21 protein-coding genes are annotated in these 23,987 nt (G+C 65.6%); 12 read left to right on the top strand and 9 right to left on the bottom strand.

Features of this window, described 5'->3' with window-relative positions; translation table 11 throughout:
• Window positions 1–36: 36 nt before the first annotated feature.
• Entirely contained in the window at window positions 37–1,548 is a 1,512-nt protein-coding gene (locus ABGN05_RS04835) for a sugar ABC transporter ATP-binding protein (RefSeq protein WP_367952842.1), read from the bottom strand.
• 122 nt (window positions 1,549–1,670) lie between these two features.
• Here ABGN05_RS04835 and mtnK point away from each other — a divergent pair, with 122 nt between their 5' ends.
• The 3 genes from mtnK to ABGN05_RS04820 all read left to right on the top strand — a co-directional run bounded on the left by mtnK (window position 1,671) and on the right by ABGN05_RS04820 (window position 4,485).
• Window positions 1,671–2,957 carry an S-methyl-5-thioribose kinase gene (mtnK, locus tag ABGN05_RS04830; RefSeq protein ID WP_367952841.1) on the top strand — a complete coding sequence of 429 codons (1,287 nt, stop codon included), beginning with the start codon at window positions 1,671–1,673 and terminating at the stop codon, window positions 2,955–2,957.
• Window positions 2,954–4,060, top strand: a complete 1,107-nt coding sequence (gene mtnA / locus ABGN05_RS04825) for an S-methyl-5-thioribose-1-phosphate isomerase (protein WP_367952840.1) — start codon at window positions 2,954–2,956, stop codon at window positions 4,058–4,060. Before mtnK ends, mtnA begins: the two co-directional genes overlap by 4 nt.
• A gap of 74 nt (window positions 4,061–4,134) precedes the next feature.
• Window positions 4,135–4,485, top strand: coding sequence for a hypothetical protein (locus ABGN05_RS04820; protein WP_367952839.1), 351 nt, complete (start codon window positions 4,135–4,137; stop codon window positions 4,483–4,485).
• A 58-nt stretch (window positions 4,486–4,543) separates the two neighbouring features.
• Here the strand turns inward: ABGN05_RS04820 and ABGN05_RS04815 are convergent, their stop codons facing one another.
• Window positions 4,544–5,095, bottom strand: a complete 552-nt coding sequence (locus ABGN05_RS04815; RefSeq protein WP_367952838.1) for a hypothetical protein — start codon at window positions 5,093–5,095, stop codon at window positions 4,544–4,546.
• Window positions 5,096–5,581: 486 nt separating this feature from the next.
• Between ABGN05_RS04815 and ABGN05_RS04810 the strand changes: the two genes are divergently transcribed.
• Entirely contained in the window at window positions 5,582–5,872 is a 291-nt protein-coding gene (locus tag ABGN05_RS04810; protein WP_367952837.1) for a hypothetical protein, read from the top strand.
• Window positions 5,873–5,908: 36 nt separating this feature from the next.
• On the opposite strand, the gene ABGN05_RS04805 is transcribed toward ABGN05_RS04810, so the two are convergent.
• On the bottom strand, window positions 5,909–6,061 hold the full coding sequence (locus tag ABGN05_RS04805) for a DUF1127 domain-containing protein (RefSeq protein WP_367952836.1): 153 nt from the start codon (window positions 6,059–6,061) through the stop codon (window positions 5,909–5,911).
• Between the two features lie 173 nt (window positions 6,062–6,234).
• Here ABGN05_RS04805 and ABGN05_RS04800 point away from each other — a divergent pair, with 173 nt between their 5' ends.
• From ABGN05_RS04800 to ABGN05_RS04780, 5 genes are all read left to right on the top strand, one after another.
• Window positions 6,235–7,650, top strand: coding sequence for an aminotransferase-like domain-containing protein (locus ABGN05_RS04800; RefSeq protein WP_367952835.1), 1,416 nt, complete (start codon window positions 6,235–6,237; stop codon window positions 7,648–7,650).
• Between the two features lie 109 nt (window positions 7,651–7,759).
• Window positions 7,760–9,988 (top strand): phosphoribosylformylglycinamidine synthase subunit PurL, encoded by a 2,229-nt coding sequence (gene purL / locus ABGN05_RS04795; RefSeq protein WP_367952834.1) that lies wholly within the window; start codon window positions 7,760–7,762, stop codon window positions 9,986–9,988.
• 14 nt (window positions 9,989–10,002) lie between these two features.
• Window positions 10,003–10,236 carry a BolA/IbaG family iron-sulfur metabolism protein gene (locus ABGN05_RS04790; RefSeq protein WP_367952833.1) on the top strand — a complete coding sequence of 78 codons (234 nt, stop codon included), beginning with the start codon at window positions 10,003–10,005 and terminating at the stop codon, window positions 10,234–10,236.
• A gap of 137 nt (window positions 10,237–10,373) precedes the next feature.
• A complete protein-coding gene (gene grxD, locus ABGN05_RS04785; RefSeq protein WP_072606390.1) occupies window positions 10,374–10,709 on the top strand; it encodes a Grx4 family monothiol glutaredoxin in 336 nt (111 codons plus the stop codon).
• A gap of 107 nt (window positions 10,710–10,816) precedes the next feature.
• Window positions 10,817–12,064 carry a multidrug effflux MFS transporter gene (locus ABGN05_RS04780; protein ID WP_367952832.1) on the top strand — a complete coding sequence of 416 codons (1,248 nt, stop codon included), beginning with the start codon at window positions 10,817–10,819 and terminating at the stop codon, window positions 12,062–12,064.
• Window positions 12,065–12,359: 295 nt separating this feature from the next.
• Here ABGN05_RS04780 and ttcA read toward each other — a convergent pair whose 3' ends face one another.
• The 5 genes from ttcA to ABGN05_RS04755 form a co-directional block, all read right to left on the bottom strand.
• Window positions 12,360–13,220, bottom strand: coding sequence for a tRNA 2-thiocytidine(32) synthetase TtcA (gene ttcA, locus ABGN05_RS04775; RefSeq protein ID WP_367952831.1), 861 nt, complete (start codon window positions 13,218–13,220; stop codon window positions 12,360–12,362).
• 103 nt (window positions 13,221–13,323) lie between these two features.
• A complete protein-coding gene (gene rpsD, locus ABGN05_RS04770; RefSeq protein ID WP_367952830.1) occupies window positions 13,324–13,941 on the bottom strand; it encodes a 30S ribosomal protein S4 in 618 nt (205 codons plus the stop codon).
• Window positions 13,942–14,136: 195 nt separating this feature from the next.
• Entirely contained in the window at window positions 14,137–15,453 is a 1,317-nt protein-coding gene (locus ABGN05_RS04765; protein ID WP_367952829.1) for an SH3 domain-containing protein, read from the bottom strand.
• A gap of 156 nt (window positions 15,454–15,609) precedes the next feature.
• On the bottom strand, window positions 15,610–16,440 hold the full coding sequence (gene murI / locus ABGN05_RS04760) for a glutamate racemase (protein WP_367952828.1): 831 nt from the start codon (window positions 16,438–16,440) through the stop codon (window positions 15,610–15,612).
• On the bottom strand, window positions 16,433–17,278 hold the full coding sequence (locus ABGN05_RS04755) for an RNA methyltransferase (RefSeq protein WP_367952827.1): 846 nt from the start codon (window positions 17,276–17,278) through the stop codon (window positions 16,433–16,435). Before ABGN05_RS04755 ends, murI begins: the two co-directional genes overlap by 8 nt.
• Before the next feature lie 94 nt (window positions 17,279–17,372).
• Between ABGN05_RS04755 and ABGN05_RS04750 the strand changes: the two genes are divergently transcribed.
• The gene (locus ABGN05_RS04750) at window positions 17,373–17,750 is read left to right on the top strand and encodes a TfoX/Sxy family protein (protein ID WP_367952826.1); all 378 of its coding nucleotides are present in this window, start codon (window positions 17,373–17,375) and stop codon (window positions 17,748–17,750) included.
• Here the strand turns inward: ABGN05_RS04750 and ABGN05_RS04745 are convergent.
• Window positions 17,747–18,646, bottom strand: coding sequence for an alpha/beta fold hydrolase (locus ABGN05_RS04745; RefSeq protein ID WP_367952825.1), 900 nt, complete (start codon window positions 18,644–18,646; stop codon window positions 17,747–17,749). The two genes, ABGN05_RS04750 and ABGN05_RS04745, sit on opposite strands and share 4 nt — an antisense overlap.
• A gap of 149 nt (window positions 18,647–18,795) precedes the next feature.
• On the opposite strand from ABGN05_RS04745, the gene ABGN05_RS04740 reads away from it, so the two are divergent.
• On the top strand, window positions 18,796–22,623 hold the full coding sequence (locus ABGN05_RS04740) for a CHAT domain-containing tetratricopeptide repeat protein (RefSeq protein ID WP_367952824.1): 3,828 nt from the start codon (window positions 18,796–18,798) through the stop codon (window positions 22,621–22,623).
• Window positions 22,624–22,771: 148 nt separating this feature from the next.
• A complete protein-coding gene (locus tag ABGN05_RS04735) occupies window positions 22,772–23,983 on the top strand; it encodes an NADP-dependent isocitrate dehydrogenase (RefSeq protein ID WP_367952823.1) in 1,212 nt (403 codons plus the stop codon).
• The last annotated feature ends 4 nt before the right edge of the window (window positions 23,984–23,987 follow it).

Below are 23,987 nucleotides of genomic sequence, written 5' to 3'. Positions count from 1 at the left end.
CGTCGCTGTCCATCGTCCCTCGTTCCCTCACCTGCCCTACGCGGCGCCCTGGAGGCGCTTGCCCGCGACCTCGGCGAGCAGCAGGTCTATGTCGATGTCGCGGTTCAGGTGCTCTCCGACGATCGTGTGTTCCGACATGACCAGGATGCGGTCGGCCGTTTCAAGCGCCTCGTCCAGTTCTGTGAGGAACAGGAGCGTCGCCCGGCTGCCGGCGCTCTCGCGCAGCTTGGCCGCGATGTCGTGCCGCGCCGAGATGTCGACGCCCTGGAACGGCTCGTCGAGCACCAGCATGCGCGACGGCTGGGTAAGCCAGCGCGCGACCGTCACCTTCTGCTGATTGCCACCCGAAAGCGTCGCCAGATCGTCGCGCTCCGACTGGCAGACCACCTTCATGTCGGCGATCCGCTCTCGCGCGACCGCCCGTTCGCCGCGCCTGCTGGCGACGCCGAAGCGCGAAAAGCGCGGCAGGAAAGGCAGGCTCATGTTCTCGTAGATGTTGAAGTCCGGCACTATACCGGTGCGCGCCCGGTCCTTGGCGACGAGGAAGACACCGCTGCGGATCGCGTCCGCCGGCGTGCGCGGCGCGTAAGGCGCGCCGTCGAGGCTCATCGACCCGGAAACCGGCGCGGTGAGCCCGAAGATGGTTTCCGCGAGCTTCGTCTTGCCGACACCGACCAGCCCGGTGACGGCGACGACCTCGCCGGTGCCAAGCGCCAGCGAGAAAGGCCGGGCGCCCGGATGGATGCACAGGTCGATGGCGGCGAAGACGCCGCGGTCAGCATCGCGGGACCTGAGGCCTCCGGAATTCAGGTTCTGGCCGAGCATGGCGTTGACCGCGCCCTCGTAGTCGAGCGGCTTTTCGTCGAAGACGCCGGCGATGCGCCCGTCGCGCAGGCTGATGATGCGGTCGGCGAGGCGGCGGATGTCGGACATGCGGTGGGAGATGTAGAGAATCGCCACGCCGCGCTCGCGCAACCGGTCGATCAGGGCAAAGAGCCGGGACGCCTCGTTGCTTGACAGCGACGACGTCGGCTCGTCGAGGATCATGACCTTCGGCTCGCGCGCCATGGCACGCGCGATCGCCACCATCTGCCGGTCGGCGAGCGAGAGTTCGGTAACGTCGGCCCTCAGGTCGATGTCGAGGCCCATGCGCCCGGCGACCTCGGCGGCCTCGCGGCGGATGCGGCGGGGATTGAAGAACGCGCCGGAACCGGGACCGTTGAGTCGATCGAGGACGAGATTCGTCGCGACGTCGAGGTCGCCGACAACGCCGTCGTCGATGTTCTGGTGCACGGTCACCACGCCGGCGCGCATGGCGTCGGCCGGCGATCCCGGCAGGAACGGCGCATCTCCCAGCATCATCACGCCGCGATCGGCGCGGTGGATGCCGCTCATGATCTTGACGAGTGTGGACTTGCCCGCGCCGTTGGCTCCCATGAGCACGGTGACCTCGCCGGCGCGCAGGTCGAGCGCGATGCCGCGCAGCACCTCGTTCGGCCCGAACGATTTCCCCAGCCCCGCGATCCGGAAAACGGCGGTGTCTGCCATGCACTCCTCCCGATCCGACGCTAGGCACCACCCGAGCAATTGTCAACATCATTGACAAATGACAGAGCCTTGCTAGCGTGATCACGCTCCGGGCGGCGGTCCGGGACGTGAGGAGGAGCACAATGCAGGAGATCGCGTTCAAGGCGCTATCGGTCGAGACGCTTGGCCGACGGCTCGGCGGCATCGCGGCGGTGGCAGACCGCGTGGGCGGCGCGGCGGAAACCTGGAACATCCGCGAGGTCGGCGACGGAAACCTGAACCTCGTCTTCATCGTGGAAGGCGAGACCGGCACCGTCGTGGTCAAGCAGGCGCTGCCCTATGTCCGCCTCGTCGGCGACAGCTGGCCGCTTCCGCTGAAGCGCTCCTTCTTCGAATACAATGCGCTGGTGCGCCAGCAGCAGCGGGCGCCGGGCATGGTGCCGGAGATCTTCTACCATGACGAGGCGCAGGCGCTGGTGGTGATGGAGTTCCTGTCGCCTCACATCATCCTGCGCCGCGCACTGATAAAGGGCGAGCAGCTGCCGCGCATCGCCGAGGATCTCGGGCTCTTCATGGCTCGGACGCTGTTTCGCGGCTCCGACCTTTCGTTGACGCCGCGGGCGCGCAAGGAGGACATGGCGCTGTTCGCCGACAATGTCGAACTCTGCGACATCACCGAAAACCTGGTCTTCACGGATCCCTATTTTGACGCTCCGATGAACCGCCACACAGCGGGCCTCGATCCCGTCGTGGCCCGGCTTCGCGCCGATCGCGACCTGAAGGTGGAGGCGCAGAAGATGAAGCACCTCTTCGCCGCCAAGGCCGAGACGCTGGTTCACGGCGACCTGCACACGGGGTCCGTGATGGTCACGCAGGGCGACACGCAGGTCATCGATCCGGAGTTCGCCTTCTACGGTCCGATCTCCTTCGACGTCGGCATGCTGCTCGCCAACTACTGGATGTCGTTCTTCTCCCAGGCCGGCCACGAGACGGAAGGTTCGCGCGACGCCATGCGGAAGTACCTGTTGTCGGTGGTCGAGAAGACGTGGTCGGTGTTCCGTGACGAGTTCTCGCATCTGTGGCGCACGGAGCGCACCGGCATGCTCTACCACCGCAGCCTCTACGAGGACCAGGGCGACGACCTCGCCTCCGAACAGGCGCTCGGCCACTTGCTGCACGAGGTCTGGATAGAGATGCTCGGCTTCGCCGGAGTCGAAATCCACCGCCGCATCCTGGGCCTGGCCCACAATGCCGATTTCGAGGACATCGCGGACGAGACGGCACGCGCGCAATGCGAGGCCGCGGCGCTGGCGTTCGGCCGGCACCTCGCCGTGAACCGGCGCCACATCCAGTCGCTCGCCGAGATCAACGCGCTCGCCGCGGCGCTGAACGGCGCGCGGAAATCGATGCTCGCAGGGAAGGTGTCATGAAGGTCTCGGGCCGGCACTACCGCACGATCTGGGTCAACGAGGACGGCTGGTCGGTCGACATCATCGACCAGCGCTGGCTACCACACGACTTCCGCGTCGAGACGGTCCGCACGGTCGACGGCATCGCCACCGCGATCCGCGACATGTGGGTACGCGGCGCACCGCTGATCGGCGTCACCGCGGCCTACGGGGTGGCGCTGGGCATGCGCGAGGACGCCTCCGACGCCTCGCTCGACGCGGCGTGGGAGACCTTGCACGCGACCCGGCCGACAGCCATCAACCTGCGCTGGGCGCTCGACGAGATGCGCCGCGTGCTGCGGCCGCTTCCCGTCTCCGAGCGGGCGAAGGCCGCCTATCGCCGCGCCGCCGAGATCGCCGACGAGGACGTCGAGTTGAATCGCGGCATCGGCAGGAACGGGCTGGAGATCATCCGGAAAATCGCGGCGAAGAAGAAGCCCGGCGAGCCGGTCAACATCCTCACCCACTGCAATGCCGGGTGGCTCGCCACCGTCGACTACGGCACGGCGACCGCGCCGATCTATCTCGCGACGGAAGCCGGGATACCGATCCACGTCTATGTCGACGAGACGCGGCCGCGCAACCAGGGTGCGCACCTGACCGCGTGGGAAATGGCGGGCCACGGCGTTCCGCATACGCTGATCGTCGACAATGCCGGCGGCCATCTGATGCAGCACGGCATGGTCGACATGGTGATCGTCGGCACCGACCGCACGACGGCCAATGGCGACGTCTGCAACAAGATCGGCACCTACCTGAAGGCGCTCGCGGCGAAGGACAATGGCGTGCCCTTCTACGTCGGCCTGCCCTCCCCGACCATCGATTGGACGGTCCGTGATGGCATCAGGGAAATTCCTATCGAGGAGCGCTCGGGCGACGAAGTCTCGCTGGTCTGGGGCCGCGACGAGGACGGCAAGACCCGGCAGGTGCGGATTTCGCCCGAGGCGACGCCCTGCGGCAATTTCGCCTTCGACGTGACGCCCGCGCGGCTCATCACCGGCCTGATCACCGAGCGCGGGGTCGCGGATGCTTCCGCCGAGGGATTGGCCCGGCTCTTCCCCGACCGCAGCGGCATGGCGGCCTGACCAGACGCGCTGCGTCTCGGAACTCCGCGGTCAGAAGGTTGCGCTGCCATGGGATCGAAGCCATTATGCCGCCCATGAGACTTCTTTGCCTGATCGTGGCCTGTGTCCTGGCCGGCTGTGCCAGTTCCGCGAGCGTCTTGTCGGTGTATCCGCCGACGCAGCCGGACGAGGTCGACCCCTCGTGGACACCGACGGCCGGCGCGGTCATGCTCGGACGGGTGAGCGCACACGCCTGCTCGGAAGGATACTTCGATCGACGCGATCCCTCGGAACGTGAGGCGCGCCAGGCGCTTCGGGAAGAGGCGGCAAAGCTGGGAGCGACGGGCATCCACCGCCTGAAATACGTCAGGCTGGGCACCTTCGGCCCCTGCCGCGGAAAGCATGGCGTCAGGGCCACCGGCATCGCCTACAGGGACGCTGATTGACCTTTGCTCCGGCCGGGCGTCGATCGCGTGCAGATCAGTGCTTGGTCGGAGCAAGGCCTCAGTCGGCCACGGCGTCGGAACTGATCCATCTGACGTCGGCGAGGCAGGCTTCATAGCGCACCATGGCCTTGTAGGATCCTTGCAGCCCGATCGCGTAGACCTTGTCCCCAAGCCGGATCTCGACCTTGGAGCCCTTGGCCAAGGGCTGCACGACGCTGTCGATGGATGGGTCGGCAACCAGCGCGAGCCTTCCATCCGTCTTCCTGGGGATCCAGATCGCAGTGCTCTTCCACTCGCCGTGACCGGGGATCGCGACGACGGCGTCGACATTCCGGCGCTTGTCGAAGACGCGTTCCGGTAGATCGAAATTGAAGTACGCGCTGCCGCGGGTGGGACCGGCGGCGGACGTATCGAGGCGATTGACCAGACGCATCCTGGCCTCACTTCCCCGTTTTCCCGAATCCAGGCGGCACGTCAGCGAGATAGGGTTGTTTTCGTCCGTCGACCGGGTGAGGAGCCAGTCGCCTATCGTCTCGGTCGTGTCTTCGGCGAAGGAGGCCGTTTGTATCAATGAAAGAAAGGCGGCGAGCGCGACAATCCGTATCCACATCTGGTTAGAATCTCCACATGTCTGATCGGCCCCAGGAATCCGTAATCATGTTGCACTGCAAAACGCAAGCATTTCCGCGGGTTCTGGTCTCGGAGCGTGATGGCCTTTTTTGTCCGCACGCATCCGGGAACTGCGGCGCTCGGGCTGACGTGGAGTGGCAGCGACCCCGCTTTGAGCCTATGATCAACAAGCGACTCGCGGTCGTCGCCGCAAGCGCGTTGGGCCCGCACAACGGCCGCGAACGAGGCGGCGATGGGGTCGGAGGCATACCATTTGGCGGTCCGGCGCCGACAACCGGCGGAGAACGGGTTCGGCATGAATGTTTCGACGATCGGTGCGCGGCGGTCCGAATGCCGTTTTCGGAGCCGAAGCAGAGGCTTCCGCGCCAGCCTGCTGCTTTGCATGGCCGGTTTGACCGCCTGTCAGTCGGCGCCCGCGGGACCCGCAGCGGTCGCTTCATCTTCCAAGAGCGCGGCGTTGCGGGCGATGGAGCAGGTCGCGATTACCGCCCACAAATGCTGGTTTGCCAGCAATGATGCGGCGTTCCGCAGCTACAGCTTCGCCAACGAACTGAACTCCTTTTCGGGCCGACCGCGCTTCCTTCTTGTCCCGAAAAGCAACTTTGGCGGAAAGCCGATGCTCGTCGTGCAGGCGGAGGGCGATCCGGCCAGGGTGGACGCGTTCGGACCGCTCCTGGACCAGCCCGCGGGACCCCGCATTTCCGCCGATCTCAAGCGGTGGATCGGCGGCTCGGATTCCTGCTCGCAGACGGCGTGAACGGCGTGGCGTCCGACGGGGCCGCCGATTGGCGGGCTATTTCCAGAAGGGTCGCGACGCTTCCTTGTGCGCCATCGAGCGAGAGATGCCAATGTCCTTCAATTGGTCGTCGGTGAGCGCCATCAGGTCGCGCCTCTGGCGCCGCCGTTCGAACGCGTTCTCGATGCGGCGGACTGTCCAGGTCAACATTCCCCCCAAGCCTGGGCGGGTATACGCTGCCCGTGCCTGCAGCCTCCCGTGCCGCGCCGGGACTGTTTCTGTTGTGCTCATTGCACCTGTCCTTTCACTCGATTGTACCTGTCATTTGTCCGCCCGGTGTATGTATTGACTCACATTTCGATACAATATAGAGAATTGTCACGATGACAAATTGGATGCCAAAACTAACCGAGGGAGCGGGGCCGCTGTATCTGCGGCTCGCCGGCCAGATCGAGAGCGACATCGCCTCGGGGGCGCTTCCTGTCGGCGCGAAGCTCCCGCCCCAGCGCAACTTGGCCTACGACATCGGCGTGACCATCGGCACGGTCGGCCGCGCCTACGCGCTGGTGCGCGAGAAGGGCCTTGTCTCCGGGGAGGTCGGACGCGGGACGTTCGTGCTGGGCAGCGAGAGCGCCGCGGCGCCCGACCCGCATCCGGCTCCGGATTTCTTCGGCGGAACGCGGGCGTTCGTCTCGCCGCCCGGGCAGTTGCGGCTGGATACGACCGCCGCGCCGGATGTCGGTCAGACCGCTGCCATCGAGGCTCTGACGTCGCGCATCGCGCGCGAGCAGTCCCGTCAAAGCCTAGACTACGTCCGCACCGCCGCGCCCTCGTGGCTCGAAGCAGGCAGGGCATGGCTCGCCGCGGACGATTGGCGGCCTCAGGCGGACGATATCGTGCCCGCGCTGGGAGCTCACGCCGCGATCCTGTCGGTGATCGCGGCGGTGACCGCTCCCGGCGACCGCATCGTCTTCGAACAGCTCACCTATTCCTCGGTGGCGCGCAGTGCTGCCCTGATCGGCCGGCGGCCCGTCGCGGTCGACATGGATGGCGAGGGCATGTGCCCGGAGGACTTCGAGCATCTGTGCGCCCAACAACATCCGAAGATGGCCTTCCTGATGCCCGACATGCAGAACCCGACGCTCGGGGTTCTCTCGGAAGCGCGGCGGCGGCAGATCGTCGAGATCGCGCGGCGATACAACGTCTGGCTGATCGAGGATGCGGTCTACGGTTCGCTGATCGCGGATCGCGCCATACCGCTCGCCGCCCTTGCCCCGGAGCGCACGTTCCACGTCGGCGGGCTTTCCAAGTCCGTGGCCGCGGGCATCCGCGCCGGCTGGGTCGCCTGCCCGCCCTACTATGCCGCCCGCGTGCAGACGGCCTACCGGATGCTCACCGGCGGCAAGCCGTTCCTCCTAGCCGAACTCGCCGCCCGGCTGGTGCTTTCCGGCGAAGCGGACGCCATCCGCGCCAGGGTGCGGCGTGAAATCGCCGACCGTGAAGCCATGGCGCGCGAGCTTCTCGCCGGGCTCGATTTCGTCTCCGGCTCGCAGGCGCCGTTCCTCTGGATGAAGCTCCCGGAGCCCTGGCTTTCCGGCATCTTCCGCAACGCCGCGGCGAGCGAAGGGGTGCTGATCGATGAGGAAGACGAATTCAAGCCGTCCCGCACGGACAAGATATTCCATCGCATCCGCATCGCCTTCTCGGGTCCCCCGGTCCGCGACGACGTGCGGCTCGGCCTGGGAACCGTCCGCCGCCTGCTTGAAGGCGGCGCCGCGGGCCACGACAACTTCGGCTGATCGGGACGACCCCGCATTTTCAGTGGCTTTTTGGCAGCGCTCGGGTGCATCCCGCCCGGCGTTGCGCTATGGGGACGACAACACCGCGCCTTCGGAGTCCACGGCTCGCATGAACATCCCCAACACCGTTCCCATCACCCCGGAACTGATCTCCGCGCATGGGCTGAAGCCGGATGAATACCAGCGCATCCTCGACCTGATCGGGCGGGAGCCGACCTTTACCGAGCTCGGCATATTCTCGGCAATGTGGAACGAGCACTGCTCCTACAAATCGTCCAAGAAATGGCTGCGCACGCTTCCCACAACCGGCCCGCGCGTCATCCAGGGGCCGGGAGAGAATGCCGGCGTCGTCGACATCGGCGACGGCGATTGCGTGGTCTTCAAGATGGAAAGCCACAACCACCCCTCCTTTATCGAACCCTACCAAGGCGCGGCGACAGGCGTCGGGGGCATCCTGCGCGACGTCTTCACCATGGGCGCGCGGCCGATCGCGGCGATGAACGCGCTTCGCTTCGGCGCGCCGGATCATCCGAAGACCAAGCATCTCGTGGCTGGCGTGGTGGCCGGCGTCGGCGGCTACGGCAATTCTTTCGGCGTGCCGACCGTCGGCGGCGAGGTGAATTTCGATCCGCGCTACAACGGCAACATCCTCGTCAACGCATTCGCCGCCGGCCTCGCGAAGACGGACGCGATCTTCTATTCGAAGGCCGAAGGCGTGGGGCTACCGGTCGTCTATCTAGGCGCCAAGACGGGGCGGGACGGCGTCGGCGGCGCCACGATGGCCTCGGCGGAATTCGACGACAGCATCGAGGAGAAGCGGCCGACCGTGCAGGTGGGAGACCCCTTCACGGAAAAATGCCTGCTCGAGGCCTGCCTCGAACTGATGGCCTCGGGCGCCGTCATCGCCATCCAGGACATGGGCGCCGCGGGCCTGACTTGCTCGGCCGTGGAGATGGGCGCCAAGGGCGACCTCGGCATCCGGCTCGAACTCGACAAGGTGCCGGTCCGCGAGGAGCGCATGTCCGCCTACGAGATGATGCTGTCTGAGAGCCAGGAGCGCATGCTCATGGTGCTACGCCCCGAGAAGGAAGAGGAAGCGAAGGCGATCTTCCGCAAGTGGGGGCTGGACTTCGCGGTCGTGGGACGCACGACGGACGACCTGCGCTTCCGCATCCACCACCAGGGCGACGAGGTCGCCGACCTGCCGATCAAGGAACTCGGCGACGAGGCGCCTGAATACGACCGCCCGTGGGCAAAACCGCAAGCCCCTGCCCCGCTCGCGGCCGACGACATTCCCCAGGCGGACGTCGCCGATTCCCTCCTGAAGCTGCTGGGCTCGCCGGATCTGTCGAGCCGCCGCTGGGTGTGGGAACAGTACGACACGCTGATCCAGGGCAATTCGCTGCAGCTGCCCGGGGGCGACGCCGGCGTGGTCCGCGTCGACGGACACCCGACGAAGGCGCTCGCCTTCGCTTCCGACGTGACCCCCCGCTACTGCGAGGCCGATCCCTACGAGGGCGGCAAGCAGGCCGTCGCCGAGTGCTGGCGCAACTTGACGGCGACCGGCGCCCTGCCCTTGGCCGCGACCGACAATCTGAATTTCGGCAATCCCGAAAGGCCCGAGATCATGGGCCAGCTTGTGCGCGCGGTCGCCGGCATAGGCGATGCCTGCCGCGCCCTCGATTTTCCGATCGTGTCGGGCAACGTCTCGCTCTACAACGAGACCAGCGGCACGGGCATCCCGCCGACGCCGACAATTGCCGGCGTCGGGCTGCTCCCGGACTGGTCGAAGATGGCACGGATCGGGTTCGCTGCGCCGGGTCAGATGATCCTGCTTGCCGGCGCGCCTGCCTCCTGGGGAACGCATCTCGGGCAGTCCGTCTACCTGCGCGACGTCCACGGCCGCGCCGATGGACCGCCGCCGCCCGTCGACCTCGCGCATGAGAAGAAGGTCGGCGACCACGTCCGCTCACTCATCGAACGCGGCATCGTGACCGCCGCGCACGACCTTTCCGACGGCGGCCTGGCCGTTGCGCTGGCGGAAATGGCGATGGCCTCGGGCATCGGCGCGACCATTCCCGGCCTGGTCGACGCCGATCCGATTCCCGTCTTCTTCGGCGAGGATCAGGGACGCTACCTGCTAACGCTCGGCATCGATCCCGACGGCGACGAATGGGACGATCTACGGGCCGAGCAGGAGCGGCTCGGCATCTTCGCGCCGTGGATCGGGTCCACGGGAGGGACTTCCTTGAAGCTCGGCGAGGCGCGTGCGATACCGGTCGAAGAATTGAAGGCCGTCCACGAATCGTGGTTCCCCCTGTTCATGGATGGCAACTGATCGAGGTTTTCGCCATGCCCATGAATGCGCACGACATCGAACGGATGATCAAGGACACGATCCCGGATGCGAAGGTGACGATCCGCGACCTTGCAGGCGACGGCGATCACTACGCAGCGGAAGTCGTGGCCGAGAGCTTTCGCGGCAAGAGCCGCGTCCAGCAGCACCAGATGGTCTACGAGGCGCTCAAGGGCAACATGGGCGGCGTGCTGCATGCGCTGGCGCTGCAGACCAGCGCGCCGGACTGAGCGCGACGGACCGCCATGCAGTCGCGGAATGGCAGCAATCGGGCAGCCGAACTCGACAATCCGCCGTCTATCTTCTATCTATAGGTTCACCCCCATTCCAGTCTCCGGCCTTGAACCGGACGAGCGAGGAACAAGCAATGAGCGCGATCAACCAGTTCATCGACAACGAAGTGAAGAGCAACGACGTCGTTCTTTTCATGAAGGGCACCCCGGGCTTTCCGCAGTGCGGGTTTTCCGGCCAGGTCGTGCAGATCCTCGATTACGTCGGCGTGGACTACAAGGGCGTGAACATCCTGACGTCCGACGAACTGCGCCAGGGCATCAAGGAATACTCGAACTGGCCGACCATCCCACAGCTCTACGTGAAGGGCGAGTTCGTCGGCGGCTGCGACATCATCCGAGAGATGTTCCAGGCCGGGGAACTGCAGAGCTTCCTCGACGAGAAGGGCATAAGCGTCAAGGGCGCTGCCTGATCTCCAACAAGGCATAGCTACCGGACCACGTCCGGTAACGTCTGGATGAAAATGCGCCGCCGGTCGGCGCGTTTTCTTTTTCGTCATCAATTTTCCGGTGGTTAGCCATGGACCAGAAGGTTCCCGCTCCAGCAAAGGCTGCGTCCTTGCTGACGATCCCGCGCTGGGAGTTCATCGCGCTCGCCGCCGCCATGATGGCGCTCAACGCGCTGGCCATCGACGTGATGCTGGTCGCTTTGCAGCAGATCGGCGCCAGCCTGATGGTCGACGACGAGAATGCCAGGCAATACGTCGTCACAGCCTATGTCGTCGGATTCGGGCTGATGCAGCTTTTCTTCGGCCCGATCTCGGACCGCTTCGGCCGGCGAGGACCGCTGCTCGTCGGTGTTGGCGTGTACGTCGCCGCCGCCTTCGCCTGCGCCTTCGCGCCGAACTTCACGGCGCTCCTGCTCCTGCGCTTCATCCAGGGGCTCGGAGCGGCGGCGACCCGGGTCATTGCAATCTCGATCGTGCGCGACGTCTATGGCGGACGTGCCATGGCCGAGGTCATGTCGCTCGTATTCATGGTCTTCATGATCATACCGATCGTCGCTCCGGGCATAGGCCAGGTCATCATGCTGTTCTCGGAATGGCACATGATCTTCGTCTTCATCGGCGTGGTTTCGGGCGCTTTCACGCTGTGGGCATGGTTGCGGCTGCCGGAGACTTTGCGCGAGGAGAACCGGCGCCCGTTCACTCTGGCGAGCGTTGCCCAGAGTTTCCGCATGGTGCTTACCGATCGGGTGGCGATCTGTTACACGGTCGCCATGACGGCGGTGTTCGGCGCGCTGTTCGGCTTCATCAATTCAGCGCAGCAGGTCTATATCGGCATCTACGAGACGGGCGAGATGTTTCCGGTCTACTTCGCCGCCGTGGCCGGCATGATGGCCGTGTCGTCCTTCCTCAACTCGCGCCTCGTCGGCAGGATCGGCATGCGGCGGCTGGCGCACGGCGCGCTGATCGGCTTCGTCGCGGTCAACACGATCGCCTTCGTGCTGTCCCTGCTGGGCCCGGTTCCGTTCTGGCTGTTCCTGGCGCTGTTTTCGATCGCGATGATGCAGTTCAGCTGGATCGGGTCAAATTTCAACGCGCTCGCGATGGAGCCGCTCGGCCATGTCGCCGGCACGGCCTCCTCCGTGCAGGGCTTCCTCCAGACTGTCGGCGGAGGCGTCATCGGAGCGGCGATCGGTCAGGGGTTCGACGGCACGGTCGTGCCGCTCGCCGGCGGATACTTCTTCGCTTCGCTGGTCGCACTCGTCATGACCCTGGTGGCGGAAAAGGGCAGGCTCTTCGAGCCGCACAATCCGCCGGTCTAGGCGCGTCTGCGGAACGTGGGAAACCGTTTCCGGTACAAGGACATGGGCGGAGACCAGACCCGATGCGAGCGGTCCTTTTCGTCCATCGGCGCGGCCCCTCATCCGCCCTTTCGGGGCACCTTCTCCCCGTGAACGGGGAGAAGGGACGGCTTCATCGAGGCCTTCGCCAATCGCGAAGTTCATAGGTCGGGCGCCAGCATCGCGGGAGTCCCTTCTCCCCGTTCACGGGGAGAAGGTGGCCCGAAGGGCCGGATGAGGGGCACTACGGTGAGAAACTTTCGTATAGAACGAAGCTTCAGGGCGTTTCGTCGGGCCGGGTGGCGAGGCCCGCGAAATCGTAGAGCTTGCGGTCGAGCAGATGGCTTGGTCGCACGTTCGCCAGCGCGCGGATCATCGTGTCGCGCCGACCGGGCATCCGGGCCTCGATGTCGTCCAGCATCGCCTTCATGGCATTGCGCTGCAAACCTTCCTGGCTGCCGCAGAGATCACAGGGGATGATCGGGAAGCGCATGGCGTCAGCGAAACGCGCGAGATCCTTTTCGTCGCAATACGCCAACGGCCTGAGCACCATCACGTCGCCGTCGTCGTTCATGAGCTTCGGCGGCATGGCCGCCATGCGTCCTCCATGGAAGAGGTTCATGAAGAACGTCTCCAGGATGTCGTCGCGATGGTGCCCGAGCACCAGGGCCGAACATCCCTCCTCCCGGGCGATCCGGTAGAGGTGCCCGCGGCGCAGCCGCGAGCAGAGCGAGCAATAGGTGCTGCCATGCGGCAGCTTGTCGGTGACCACCGAATAGGTGTCCCGGTACTCGATCCGGTGCGGTACGCCGATCGCGGCGAGATAGTCTGGCAGCACGTGCTTCGGGAAGTTGGGCTGGCCCTGGTCGAGATTGCAGGCCAGCAACTCGACTGGCAGCATCCCACGCCACTTCAGATCGAGAAGCAGCGCGAGAAGTCCATAGGAATCCTTGCCGCCCGAAAGCGCGACAAGCCAGCGCTGGCCCGGCGTCACCATGGCGAAATCGTCCATGGCCTGCCGAGCGTTGCGCAGCAGGCGTTTCCGGAGCTTGTTGAACTCGACGGTTTTCGGCGCCGTCCGGAAGAGCGGATGCGATCCGGCCTCTTCGGCCTCCACCGGCGCGACGATCATGTTCATGGCCTGTCTCCCGGACGTGTCCCGACGGGACTACCCGACGCTGCGCGCAAAGAAAAGGCCGCCTCGGCGGCGGCCTGATCCGGACCGGCGATCGATGCCGAAACTAGCGCGAGTAGAACTCGACGACGAGGTTCGGTTCCATCTGGACCGCGTAGGGCACGTCGCCGAGGCCGGGGACGCGCGCATATTTGGCCGTCATCTTGGTGTGATCGGCCTCGATGTAGTCCGGCACGTCGCGCTCCGCGAGCTGCACGGATTCGAGCACGATCACGAGCTGCTTTGACTTCTCGCGAACCTCAATCACGTCGCCCGGCTTGCACCGGAAGGAAGGGATGTTGGTGCGGCGGCCGTTGACGTTGACGTGGCCGTGGTTGATGAACTGGCGGGCCGCCCAGATCGTCGGCACGAACTTGGCGCGGTAGACCACCGCATCCAGGCGCGACTCGAGCAGGGCGATCAGGTTCTCCGACGTGTCGCCACGGCGGCGATTGGCCTCCTCGTAGGTCTTGCGGAACTGCTTCTCGGAGATGTCGCCGTAGTGACCCTTCAGCTTCTGCTTGGCGCGGAGCTGCAGGCCGAAATCGGACAGCTTGCCCTTGCGCCGCTGACCGTGCTGGCCGGGGCCGTATTCACGCTTGTTGACCGGGGACTTCGGACGTCCCCAGATGTTTTCGCCGAGGCGGCGGTCGATCTTGTATTTTGCAGACTGGCGTTTGCTCATCGCATTCCCTTTCAAGCGATTGCACCCGGAACCATGAAGTCCGGGCCAAGGAAACGCGCCCTCCTCTGGCTCCCATTTTCGGAGCCTGACAGGATCTGATCGCACGCTGCGACAGACCCGCGGGACACGTCAAAATATTACACCGGCCCTCGCGGACCGGTGCGGTAGGCTCACTAGGCCAACAGACTGCGGAAGTCAACGACCGCGATTGGCGTTTATCATCGGGTTCGGCAAGGACGGTTCCGTCTTCTTGCTTTCTTCGACGGTCGAGACGACGGACACGGTCTTGACCGGCACGTCCGCCTTCTTCTTCTGGACATTGCGGCTTGCCGAAGCGCGCGGCTTGCTCTTGCCGCCCACGAAGCTCTTGTAGATGTAGCCCGTGCGGCCTTCATAGACCACCTTGCACCAGGAATCGCAGCCGAGCAGTTCGACACCGGCTCCGCCCGGAATGACCAGGATCACCCGGTTTTCGTCGCTCGGACCGGAGCGCATGTTGACGGCGGTGTTGACGCGGGACTGTCGTATGTCGGGAGCCGGATCCTCTGGCGCCTTGACCTTGCTGGCGGCGGGATCGATCGACGCGGTCTGTTCGTCTCCGGTGGCGTCCTGTTCGGGCACCTTGCCGGCATTCGCCGAGGCATAGGCGAGCAAGCCGGACCGCGGCACGGCATCCGTCTCTGCCCGGTCCCCTTTCATCAGGGATTTAACCGCTGCGAGCGCGGCTGCTCCGGACGGCGCGGACGCCTTCGCCCAGCGCGGATCGTCCGCGGACGGGATCTCGACGGACGCTTTCTGGGGACGGGGCACGGTCGCGAGCGTGGCTTCGACTGCTGTCGCAGGGGTAGAAACGACCGCGCTGTCCGTCGCGGTTGCTGCCGAGACCTCGCCGGCAATTTTCTCGGCCGCGTTTGCAGCGGTCGGTTCGTCGGCCTTGGCGACCACCAGCGAGACTGCGGGTTCATCCGCGACCGGCGATCCGGGCATCATATAGGCAAAGGTCGCCGCGAGGGCCGCCGTAGTTCCGATCAAGCCGCAGATGACCGGAACAGCGAAACCGCGGCCCCGGCTTGGCCGATGCTGCGGAAGAAATATCGCCACCGGCTTTTCCTGAGCCGGCCTGAAGACCCGTCGCGATTTGGTGGTGTCGTTATCGATTTGAACCGTCACACGCCCTTCTCCACGCAGAACCAATGTCATTCCCGACCATGGGTACAGCGCCCCCGCACCGTTATCATTCATTGTCCCGACCTCTCGGCCGGCGGTTCCGTGGATGTTGCGGTCCGGAACCCGTGCATGGACGCTTCTGGGGGCGGATTGTGGCAATGATTTGTTAGCAATCGGGAATAGGGCGTCAGACACGCGGTATTCACTTCCGATTCCGGCATATGCCCACCCATTTCCCGGTAGAACGTGAGCCGCCTCACCGCCTGCTGCGTGTAAAAGGGGGGTGATTCGCCATCCATACCGAATAAGGGAGATCACGATGATCCCCGGGGCACGGGCCGGCATCGGGACGCTTCCCCATGGCTGTCCAAGCTTCCTGCTCCAAATGCAACGTCATTGAACCGGTTGGTCGGGCAGCAATCGCGGCTCCAGGCTGCGGACCTCAAGGTGAGCGTCCTCATCGTCCCGGACCGACGGCGATCCCAGGGAAGCCCGCGACCTTCACGCCCGGACCGTTTCCGGCAGGCGGGTGGCGAGGCCGAAACCCTGCATCAGGCGCCGCGTCGCGAAATCCGGCGATCGCGAGGTGAAGACGGCGATGTCGGCATGGGGTGCCGGTTCGCGGTCGGGCCTGTCCTCCGCATGCGCCGGGTCGCCGGAGAGGAGCGACAATGCGCGCCGTGCGATCGCCTCCGCCGGGTCCAGCCAGTCGACCGGCCAGGGTGCAGTCTTGCGCATCCGGTTCACCAGAAACGGGTAGTGCGTGCAGGCCAGCACCACGATGTCTGTCCGCGCGCCGTCGTGCTCGACGAAACAGGGCTCGATCTCCGCCCGCACCGCTGCCTCGTCGACGAAACCCTCCCGCATGTAGGTTTCGGCGAGCGTAGCCAGCCTTTCGCTGCCCACGAGGCGCACGTGGCACTTGGACGCCCATTCGTGGATCAGGTCGCGCGTGTACTGGCGCCGAACGGTGCCCGGCGTGGCGAGCACGGACACCAGTCCGCTGCGGGTCCGCTCGGCGGCCGGCTTGATCGCCGGCACCGTGCCGACGAAGGGGGTGGCCGGATAGGCCGCGCGCAGGTCGGACAGGACCAGCGTCGAGGCCGTGTTGCAGGCGATCACGGCGATCTCGGGATCGTGCTCCTCGACCAGTTTTCCAAACAGGCCCACGATCCGCGCCCTCAGCGCGTCTTCTTCCCACGCACCGTAGGGAAAGCCGGCATCGTCGGCGACATAGACGAAGCGGCGGTCGGGCATGAGGACTCGCGCCTCGCGCAGCACCGTGAGGCCGCCGACGCCCGAATCGAAGACAAGGACGGGACGCTCACTCATCGCCGCTCCGATCCTGCCCCGATGCCGCGCGATCGGCACACGCCTTGCGCTCGGGATAGCCCGCGCCGCGCGGTTCCTTCGGGGAAAAATAGTCGAGCGACGACAGGACGCCGCGCAGGACCTTGATCTCGGCCTCGGCGAAACCGGGACGCGTCAGGACCGAACGAAGGTTGTCGAGCATCTTCGGCTTCTTCTCCGGCGGCCGGAAATAGCCGCGCACGTCGAGCGCGCGTTCCAGGTGCGAGAGAAAGGAATGGAGGTGCTCCCGCGAAGCGGGCCGCAAATCCGGCCCCTCGAAGGCGGTCTGCGTCTCCGTTTCGAGCCCCGACTTCATCCACTCGTAAGACATCAGGAGCACAGCCTGGGCGATGTTGAGCGAGGAGAAGGCCGGATTGACCGGGAAGGTGACGATCTCGTCGGCAAGCGACACCTCCTCGTTCGACAGGCCGAACTTCTCGCGTCCGAACAGGATGCCCGTCCTCTGCCCCGCCTCGACGCGGTGCCGCAGCACCCTGCCCGCCTCGACCGGCCCCTTCACCGGCTTGAAATTGTCGCGCGGGCGGGCGGTGGTGGCGAAGACGAAATTAAGGTCGGCGACGGCGTGTTCCACCGTCTCGAAAACCGCGACGGCGTCGATGACGTGGTCGGCGCGGCTGGCGGCGGCCCTTGCCTTCTCGTTCGGCCAGCCGTCGCGCGGACTGACCAGCCGAAGCTCGGCAAGGCCGAAATTCGCCATGGCGCGCGCCACCATGCCGATGTTCTCCCCAAGCTGCGGTTCCACGAGGATGATGACAGGACCCTGGAGGTGGTGCGGCTTGCCGCTTGACAATTCGTTCATGTGCATTCGCTGACAAGCAGGGGTGCCGTTTGCGGCAATTCCGCGTCACTGCCATACTCTGCGGCGAAATTGAAGCTTCAGCGGGTTTCAGAAAATGGCGGACGAACTTTCGCAGCGCATCCGCTCGGTGCTGGCCGCTGATCCCAATGTCGGCGAAATCCGCATGTTCGGCGGGCTCTGCTTTACCCTCAACGGAAACATGCTGGTGGGCAGGATGAAGTCCGGGGACCTCCTGGCACGGGTCGGCGTGGAACGGGAACCCGACGCGCTTGCGATGGACGGCGCGGCGCGGATGGACTTCACCGGGCGCGGAATGCCGGGATTCATCGTGGTTTCGGCGGACGCCCTGCAGGACGACGAGGTGCTGCGCCGCTGGATCGCGATGGCGACGGCCTATGTCGGTCCGCTCCCTCCGAAGATGAAACCGGCACCCAAGGCGAAGAAGAAGGCTGCGAAGGCGAAGAGCGCCTAGCTCCGCGCGACGAAAGTCCTGATCGCTGCGGCGACCTCTTCCGGCTTCTCGTGCAGAATCCAGTGTCCCGCGTCCAGGATGTGCCGGATCGTCAATGCGGGCGCGAAGACGTCCAGCCCGTCGAGGCAGGCGGTGGTCAGCGCCTCGTCCGCGTCGCCCCAGACGACCAGATGCGGCATTCGCACGGTGACCTTGTCCGGATCGACCGAAAGCAGCGGCGCCGGGCCCGCTTCTTCTCCCGGCTTCGGCACTACGATCGGTGAGGAATTGTACCAGTGGAGCATGGCCTCCATGGCGCCGGGCTGCGCCCAGGCGTCCCGGTACTCCGCGGCGGCCTTGGGCGTGAGCCAGTCCGTCCTGGAGAATCCGGCGATCATCTTCATCGTCCGGGCAAAGCCGTCCTTCGCCATATGCCCGGCGGCATCCGGCGCGCGCAGGACATGGAAATACTGGCTCGCGCGGCGCTGCGCTTCGTCCTCGAGGATGGCGCACTGGAAACAGACGGGATGTGCGCCGTTCGCGATGATCAGGTGCGTGAGCCTGTCGGGATGGGCGAAGGCGAAGGCATAAGCGATCGAGGCGCCCCAGTCGTGTCCGGCAAGTATGAAGGGCCGACCGGGCGAAAAATGCTCGGCCAGCCCATGCAGATCCCGCACCATGTTCCTGGCCCGATAGGCTTCGACGCCGAGCGGTTTGGTCGACAGGTTGAAGCCTCGCTGATCCGGCAGGACGACGCGGAAGTCTCCCGCGAGCCGTTCGGCCACCTCGCGCCAGGCCGCCCAGTACTCGGGAAACCCGTGCAGGCAGATGACCAGCGGGGCGTCCTCAGGCCCCAGCGCAGCGCAATGCAGGCTGATCTCGTCGAGGTCGACGCGAAAGAACTGTATGTCGGCCACGGTCGGTCCTCCCGCGCGAAACTTCGAACAGCCGGTGCTCGAAAGCAAGCGGCTCCCAAGTTTTGCCGAATTGGTCTAGCCTGTTGACGGTGACGCGCCGGTCCAGCATGGGTTGGCACTGGTTTGGCATGGGTGAAAGGGGGAGCACCGTGAAGCGGAACTTCGTCGCGCTGGCATTATCGGCGTTCCTCGCAGGCATGCCGCAGTCTTCGCCGGCAAAGGATCAGCCGAACCAGACCGCGACCCGTCCGGCAACCGAGGATGCCTTCGCCCTGTTTCTGCGCGCGAGGGTCTTGCGCGAGGAAGGCAGCCAGGAGCGTTCGGAGGAGTCTCTGCGCGTCTTCCGCCGCGCCGTCGACCGCTACGTCGAGGAAGCGGGAACGGACGGGCCTTTGCTCGGCTACTACTGGAGCGAAGTCGCCTTCACGGCCGAACTTCTGGGACGCACCGACGAAGCGCGGTCGGCGCGCCAGGAGCAGATCCAGGCGCTGGAACGGGATGAGCCGTCCAGTCTCGCCCTGGCCGATGCGCTGACCCGCCTCAGCTGGCTGGAATCGGGAGCGGGAAATTCCGAAGCCATGCTCTTCGCCACGAGGCGTTCGCGCGCGGTCTACGCAAGTCTGCCGGATCAGACCGGATTCGTTCTTCTGCGCATGGCGGGCAGCCATCTGGACGAAGGCGCCGCGCTGGTGCGGCTCGATAGGCCAGAGGAAGGCATGGCCGCGTACCGCGCGGCGCTGGCGAAGTACCGGGAACTGGATTCGTCCCATGACGCGGACGTTCGGCGGGGGGCGGCGGAAAATCGCGTCACGACGCTCTCCAACATGATCGGCCTGGCGTCCCGACTGGAGCTGGCCTCCGAAGCCGTTGCGTGGAGCGGGGAACGCGTCACGCTTTTGCGCACCCTTGCACCCGACACGGAGCGGCTCGCCGATGCGCTCGCCGATCTCGCGTCGCGCCAACGCGACACGGGCGAATACGGGGATCAGCTGAGATCACTGGACGAGGCGATCGAACTGCGCCGAAAGTCGGGATCGGGCGATGCCCAGATGACCTCGCTGCACTGGGAGCGCGGCATTGCGCTCTACTATCTCCTCCGGAAGAAGGAAGCGGTCGCCGCCTACCGTACCGCTGTCTCCGGCCTCGAACAGGCAAGCGAGCCAAATCGCCTCGACATCGCCGCCCTCTACGGCAACATCGCGGGCATTGCCCGGGAAGACGGTGACACCGACGCGGAAAAGGCCGCACTCACCAGGCAGATCGACAACCTCCGCGCCGCCGAGCCGGGCACCGTCAAATTGGCCGATACGCTCGATCAACTGGCCTTCATCGCCGCGAACGAGCAGCGCTTCGACGACGGGGCCGCGCTGCGCCGCGAGGAGGTTGCCATCCGGCGCAACCACCAGCCAGATTCGCTCGCGCTTGCGATCGCGCTCGACAATCTGGTCTTCAACCTGCAGGCACTCGGCGAGCATGAGGTGAGCCTGAAGCTCCTCGACGAGGCCATCGACCTCGGTGTGCGTCACGACCCGGAAACCCGGCAGAGCGCCATAGCCAGCGTGATCCGCCGCGGCATTTCGCTCAACGCGCTCGGCCGCTACGACGAGGCGATCGCCGCCTTCGAAGAAAGCCTCTCCTGGCTGGAAACCACCGAGCAGTCGGACCCGCAGAACCTCGCGGTCGCGCTCGACAACTTCGCCAATCTCGCCCAGTCGCTCGGACGCTTCGCGCAGGCGGAGCGGATCGCCAGCCGGCAGGTGTCGCTGTTGCGCGAATCGCAGCCCGATTCGGCCTTCCTCGCCTCCAGCCTCCTGCGGCTGGCGGAGGCCCGCATCAGGCTCTCCCGATACGAGGCGGCGCTGGCCCCGATTCGCGAGGCGCGCGCCATGCGGATACGGCTGGAAGGCGACATGAGCGCGGGCGTCGGCGAGACCTGGAACATGGAAGGCCAGGTCTACGAGGGCGCCAAACAGTACGAACGCTCGCTGGCGGCCTATGACGAGGCATTGTCGCGCGTTCGAGCCAGCGTCGGCGAGAACACGATAGACTTCGCCTCGGCCCTCAACAACGCTGCCTGGGCACGCCGCTTCACCGGCGACCTGGAACGATCGGAGCGGGAGTTCCAGCAGTCGACGGCCATCATCGAACGCATTCTTGGGCCGCTCCACCGCTTCACCGCGATCGGCTACACCAATCTCGGCATCCTCGCCCAGCTCCGGGGGCGCAACGAGGATGCTGTGAGGCTCAGCATGCAGGCTCTGTCGGGCATGATGCGGGACCGCCGTGCCACGCTCGATGAGCAGCGCTGGGCCTTCGAGACGCTGTCCAACGCGTTCAAGGGGATGGGCGACACCCGCCGCGCCATCCTCTTCGCCAAACAGGCGGTGAACGCCCAGCAGGAACTGCGCGCCAACAACAAGGAACTCTCCAAGGAGGAGATCCAGGACTTCAAGACGGAATGGCGCAGGCTCTACGAGAACCTTGCCTCGCTGCTCATCTCGGAAGGCCGTCTGAGCGAAGCGCAGGCGGTGCTGGCGATGGAGAAGGAGGAGGAGTTCGTCGACTTCATCCGCCGCGACGCGACGGAGGACCTGTCCGACAGCCGCGCCATGCTCACGGATGGCGAGGAGACGGTTCAGGAATCGGTAGAGACGCTCCTGTCGCGTCCGATTGCCGCCGCCACGGAAGTCGCGGCGCTGACGGAACGCAAGAACGCCGGCCGGCTGAGCGGCGAAGACAAGGAACGCCTGGAGCAGCTCGAAGAGGTCCTCGACACCGCCTATTCCGAGTTCATGGACGACGTCGACGCCTTCCTCGAGAACTCGGCGGAGGAATCCTCGGACATTCAGCGGGAGGTCGACGCGATCAACCTCTCCTATACGGCCGACATGCAGGACGAGCTGCGTGTATTCGAGGGTCGCGCGGCGATGCTACAGGTGGCCAGCCTCGGGGACACCACCCATCTCTTCCTCACGGTCCCGGAAGCCGCCATCCATCGCGAGATCGCCATCCCGCGCGCCGAACTGTCGAGACTGATCTTCGAGGCGCTGACCGCGATCGAGGAGCGTTCGCCGGAGGCGCAGACGCGGCTCAAGGCGCTCTACGACGTGCTGGTGGCGCCGATCCGCGCGGAGATCGATGAGACCGGCGCCGGGACGCTGATGCTCAACCTGCAGGGCTTCCTGCGCTACGTGCCCTTCGCCGCGCTCTATGACGGCGAGCACTACCTGATCGAGGACTACGCGCTTTCGCTTTTTACGCCGGCAGCAAGGACCGAGTTCGAGGCGGCCGATCGCGAGCCTGAAAAGAGCGCCGGATTCGGTGTGACCGCCGCGCATCCGGGCTTCTCGCCGCTGCCCGGCGTCGCGCAGGAGATGCAAATGATCTTCGACACCGGCACGCTTGCCGGCTCTGCCAGCCTCGACGACGCCTTCACGCGCGACAGCTTCAGCACCGCGCTCAAGGCGCGGCCGGCGATCGTCCACATCGCCAGCCACTTCAAGCTCGTGCCGGGCCGGGAGACGGATTCATTCCTGCTTCTCGGCGACGGCTCGCCGCTCAACCTGGCGGAGATAAGGAAAGGCCGCAATTTCAGGTTCGGCGGCGTCGATCTCCTGACGCTCTCTGCCTGCCAGACGGCGCGCGGCGGGGATTCCGACGGCGGCGAGGTGGAGAGCTTCGGCGCGCTGGCGCAGCGCAACGGCGCCTCGGCCGTGATGGCGACGCTCTGGCCGGTGGCCGACGAAGCCACCGCGCGGCTGATGCAGGACTTCTACCGCGGCTTCGTTCGCGACGGCCTCGACAAGGCGGCCGCCCTTCGCGCCGCCCAGATCGCCATGCTGCGCGGCGAGGCAACGGTCTCGGCATCGGACGAGCGCGGGGCCAAGTCGCTTGCGGTTTCGGCGCCCACCGCCGCCGCCGACCACCGCCACCCCTACTTCTGGTCGCCCTTCATCCTGATGGGAAACTGGCTCTAGCGGCCGTGCACGGCCGCTCGCGCGAGGGCGACTTTCGGCGGAGTTGACCACGTTTGCGCCCCATGTTCCGCTTTGCTATAGGGTCGCGCATCCGTTCAATCGCGGGGCATTCAACGGTCCCGCCTCCCCCAAAGCGAGGCTTTCCCAGATGTCGAAAATCAAGGTGCAAAATCCCGTCGTCGAACTCGACGGCGACGAGATGACCCGCATCATCTGGCAGTTCATCAAGGACAAGCTGATCCACCCCTATCTCGACATCGACCTCAAATATTACGACCTCGGCATGGAGCACCGCGACGCGACCGACGACCAGGTGACGATCGACGCCGCCAACGCCATCGCGCAATACGGCGTGGGCGTGAAATGCGCCACGATCACGCCCGACGAGGCGCGCGTCGAGGAGTTCGGCCTCAAGAAGATGTGGCGCTCGCCCAACGGAACGATCCGCAACATCCTGGGCGGCACCATCTTCCGCGAGCCGATCATCATGAAGAACGTGCCGCGCCTCGTGCCCGGCTGGACCAAGCCGATCGTCGTCGGCCGTCACGCCTTCGGCGACCAGTACCGCGCCACCGACTTCCGCTTTCCCGGCAAGGGCAAGCTGACCATCAAGTTCGTCGGCGAGGATGGCCAGACGATCGAGCATGAGGTCTTCGACGCACCGGGTTCGGGCGTCGCCATGGCGATGTACAATCTCGACGATTCGATCCGCGACTTTGCCCGCGCCTCGCTGAACTACGGTCTGCTGCGCGGCTGGCCCGTCTACCTGTCGACCAAGAACACCATCCTCAAGGCCTATGACGGCCGCTTCAAGGACATCTTCCAGGAGATCTACGAGAAGGAATTCGCGGCCGATTTCAAGGCGAAGAAGATCACCTACGAGCACCGCCTGATCGACGACATGGTGGCGGCGAGCCTGAAATGGTCAGGCGGCTACATCTGGGCCTGCAAGAACTACGACGGCGACGTGCAGTCCGACACGGTGGCGCAGGGCTTCGGCTCGCTCGGCCTGATGACCTCGGTCCTGATGACGCCCGACGGCAAGACGGTCGAGGCCGAGGCCGCGCACGGCACGGTGACCCGCCACTATCGCCAGCACCAGAGGGGCGAAGAGACCTCCACCAACCCGATCGCTTCGATCTTCGCCTGGACGCGCGGGCTTGCCCATCGCGCCAAGCTCGACGACAACGCAGCGCTCGCGACCTTCGCCGAGACACTGGAGAAGGTCTGCATCCAGACCGTGGAATCGGGTTTCATGACCAAGGACCTGGCGCTGCTGATCGGGCCGGACCAGCCCTGGCTGTCGACCACCGGATTCCTCGACAAGATCGACGAGAACCTTCAGACGGCGATGGCCTGAGGCG

Source organism: Aquibium pacificum (assembly GCF_040839445.1).
Taxonomy (GTDB): domain Bacteria; phylum Pseudomonadota; class Alphaproteobacteria; order Rhizobiales; family Rhizobiaceae; genus Aquibium; species Aquibium pacificus.
This window is presented reverse-complemented; position numbering and strand designations above follow the sequence as displayed.

What these genes read in the sequence shown, in the direction of transcription:
- ABGN05_RS04805 (WP_367952836.1), bottom strand. Translation starts at nt 6,061, where the DNA reads ATGTTGACCTGGACAGTCCGCCGCATCGAGAACGCGTTCGAACGGCGG.
- ABGN05_RS04835 (WP_367952842.1), bottom strand. Translation starts at nt 1,548, where the DNA reads ATGGCAGACACCGCCGTTTTCCGGATCGCGGGGCTGGGGAAATCGTTC.
- ABGN05_RS04800 (WP_367952835.1), top strand. Translation starts at nt 6,235, where the DNA reads ATGACAAATTGGATGCCAAAACTAACCGAGGGAGCGGGGCCGCTGTAT.
- mtnK (WP_367952841.1), top strand. Translation starts at nt 1,671, where the DNA reads ATGCAGGAGATCGCGTTCAAGGCGCTATCGGTCGAGACGCTTGGCCGA.
- purL (WP_367952834.1), top strand. Translation starts at nt 7,760, where the DNA reads ATGAACATCCCCAACACCGTTCCCATCACCCCGGAACTGATCTCCGCG.
- ABGN05_RS04750 (WP_367952826.1), top strand. Translation starts at nt 17,373, where the DNA reads ATGGCGGACGAACTTTCGCAGCGCATCCGCTCGGTGCTGGCCGCTGAT.
- rpsD (WP_367952830.1), bottom strand. Translation starts at nt 13,941, where the DNA reads ATGAGCAAACGCCAGTCTGCAAAATACAAGATCGACCGCCGCCTCGGC.
- grxD (WP_072606390.1), top strand. Translation starts at nt 10,374, where the DNA reads ATGAGCGCGATCAACCAGTTCATCGACAACGAAGTGAAGAGCAACGAC.
- ABGN05_RS04765 (WP_367952829.1), bottom strand. Translation starts at nt 15,453, where the DNA reads ATGCCGGCCCGTGCCCCGGGGATCATCGTGATCTCCCTTATTCGGTAT.
- ABGN05_RS04810 (WP_367952837.1), top strand. Translation starts at nt 5,582, where the DNA reads ATGGAGCAGGTCGCGATTACCGCCCACAAATGCTGGTTTGCCAGCAAT.
- ABGN05_RS04820 (WP_367952839.1), top strand. Translation starts at nt 4,135, where the DNA reads ATGAGACTTCTTTGCCTGATCGTGGCCTGTGTCCTGGCCGGCTGTGCC.
- ABGN05_RS04790 (WP_367952833.1), top strand. Translation starts at nt 10,003, where the DNA reads ATGCCCATGAATGCGCACGACATCGAACGGATGATCAAGGACACGATC.
- mtnA (WP_367952840.1), top strand. Translation starts at nt 2,954, where the DNA reads ATGAAGGTCTCGGGCCGGCACTACCGCACGATCTGGGTCAACGAGGAC.
- ABGN05_RS04735 (WP_367952823.1), top strand. Translation starts at nt 22,772, where the DNA reads ATGTCGAAAATCAAGGTGCAAAATCCCGTCGTCGAACTCGACGGCGAC.
- ttcA (WP_367952831.1), bottom strand. Translation starts at nt 13,220, where the DNA reads ATGAACATGATCGTCGCGCCGGTGGAGGCCGAAGAGGCCGGATCGCAT.
- ABGN05_RS04815 (WP_367952838.1), bottom strand. Translation starts at nt 5,095, where the DNA reads ATGTGGATACGGATTGTCGCGCTCGCCGCCTTTCTTTCATTGATACAA.
- ABGN05_RS04755 (WP_367952827.1), bottom strand. Translation starts at nt 17,278, where the DNA reads ATGAACGAATTGTCAAGCGGCAAGCCGCACCACCTCCAGGGTCCTGTC.
- murI (WP_367952828.1), bottom strand. Translation starts at nt 16,440, where the DNA reads ATGAGTGAGCGTCCCGTCCTTGTCTTCGATTCGGGCGTCGGCGGCCTC.
- ABGN05_RS04780 (WP_367952832.1), top strand. Translation starts at nt 10,817, where the DNA reads ATGGACCAGAAGGTTCCCGCTCCAGCAAAGGCTGCGTCCTTGCTGACG.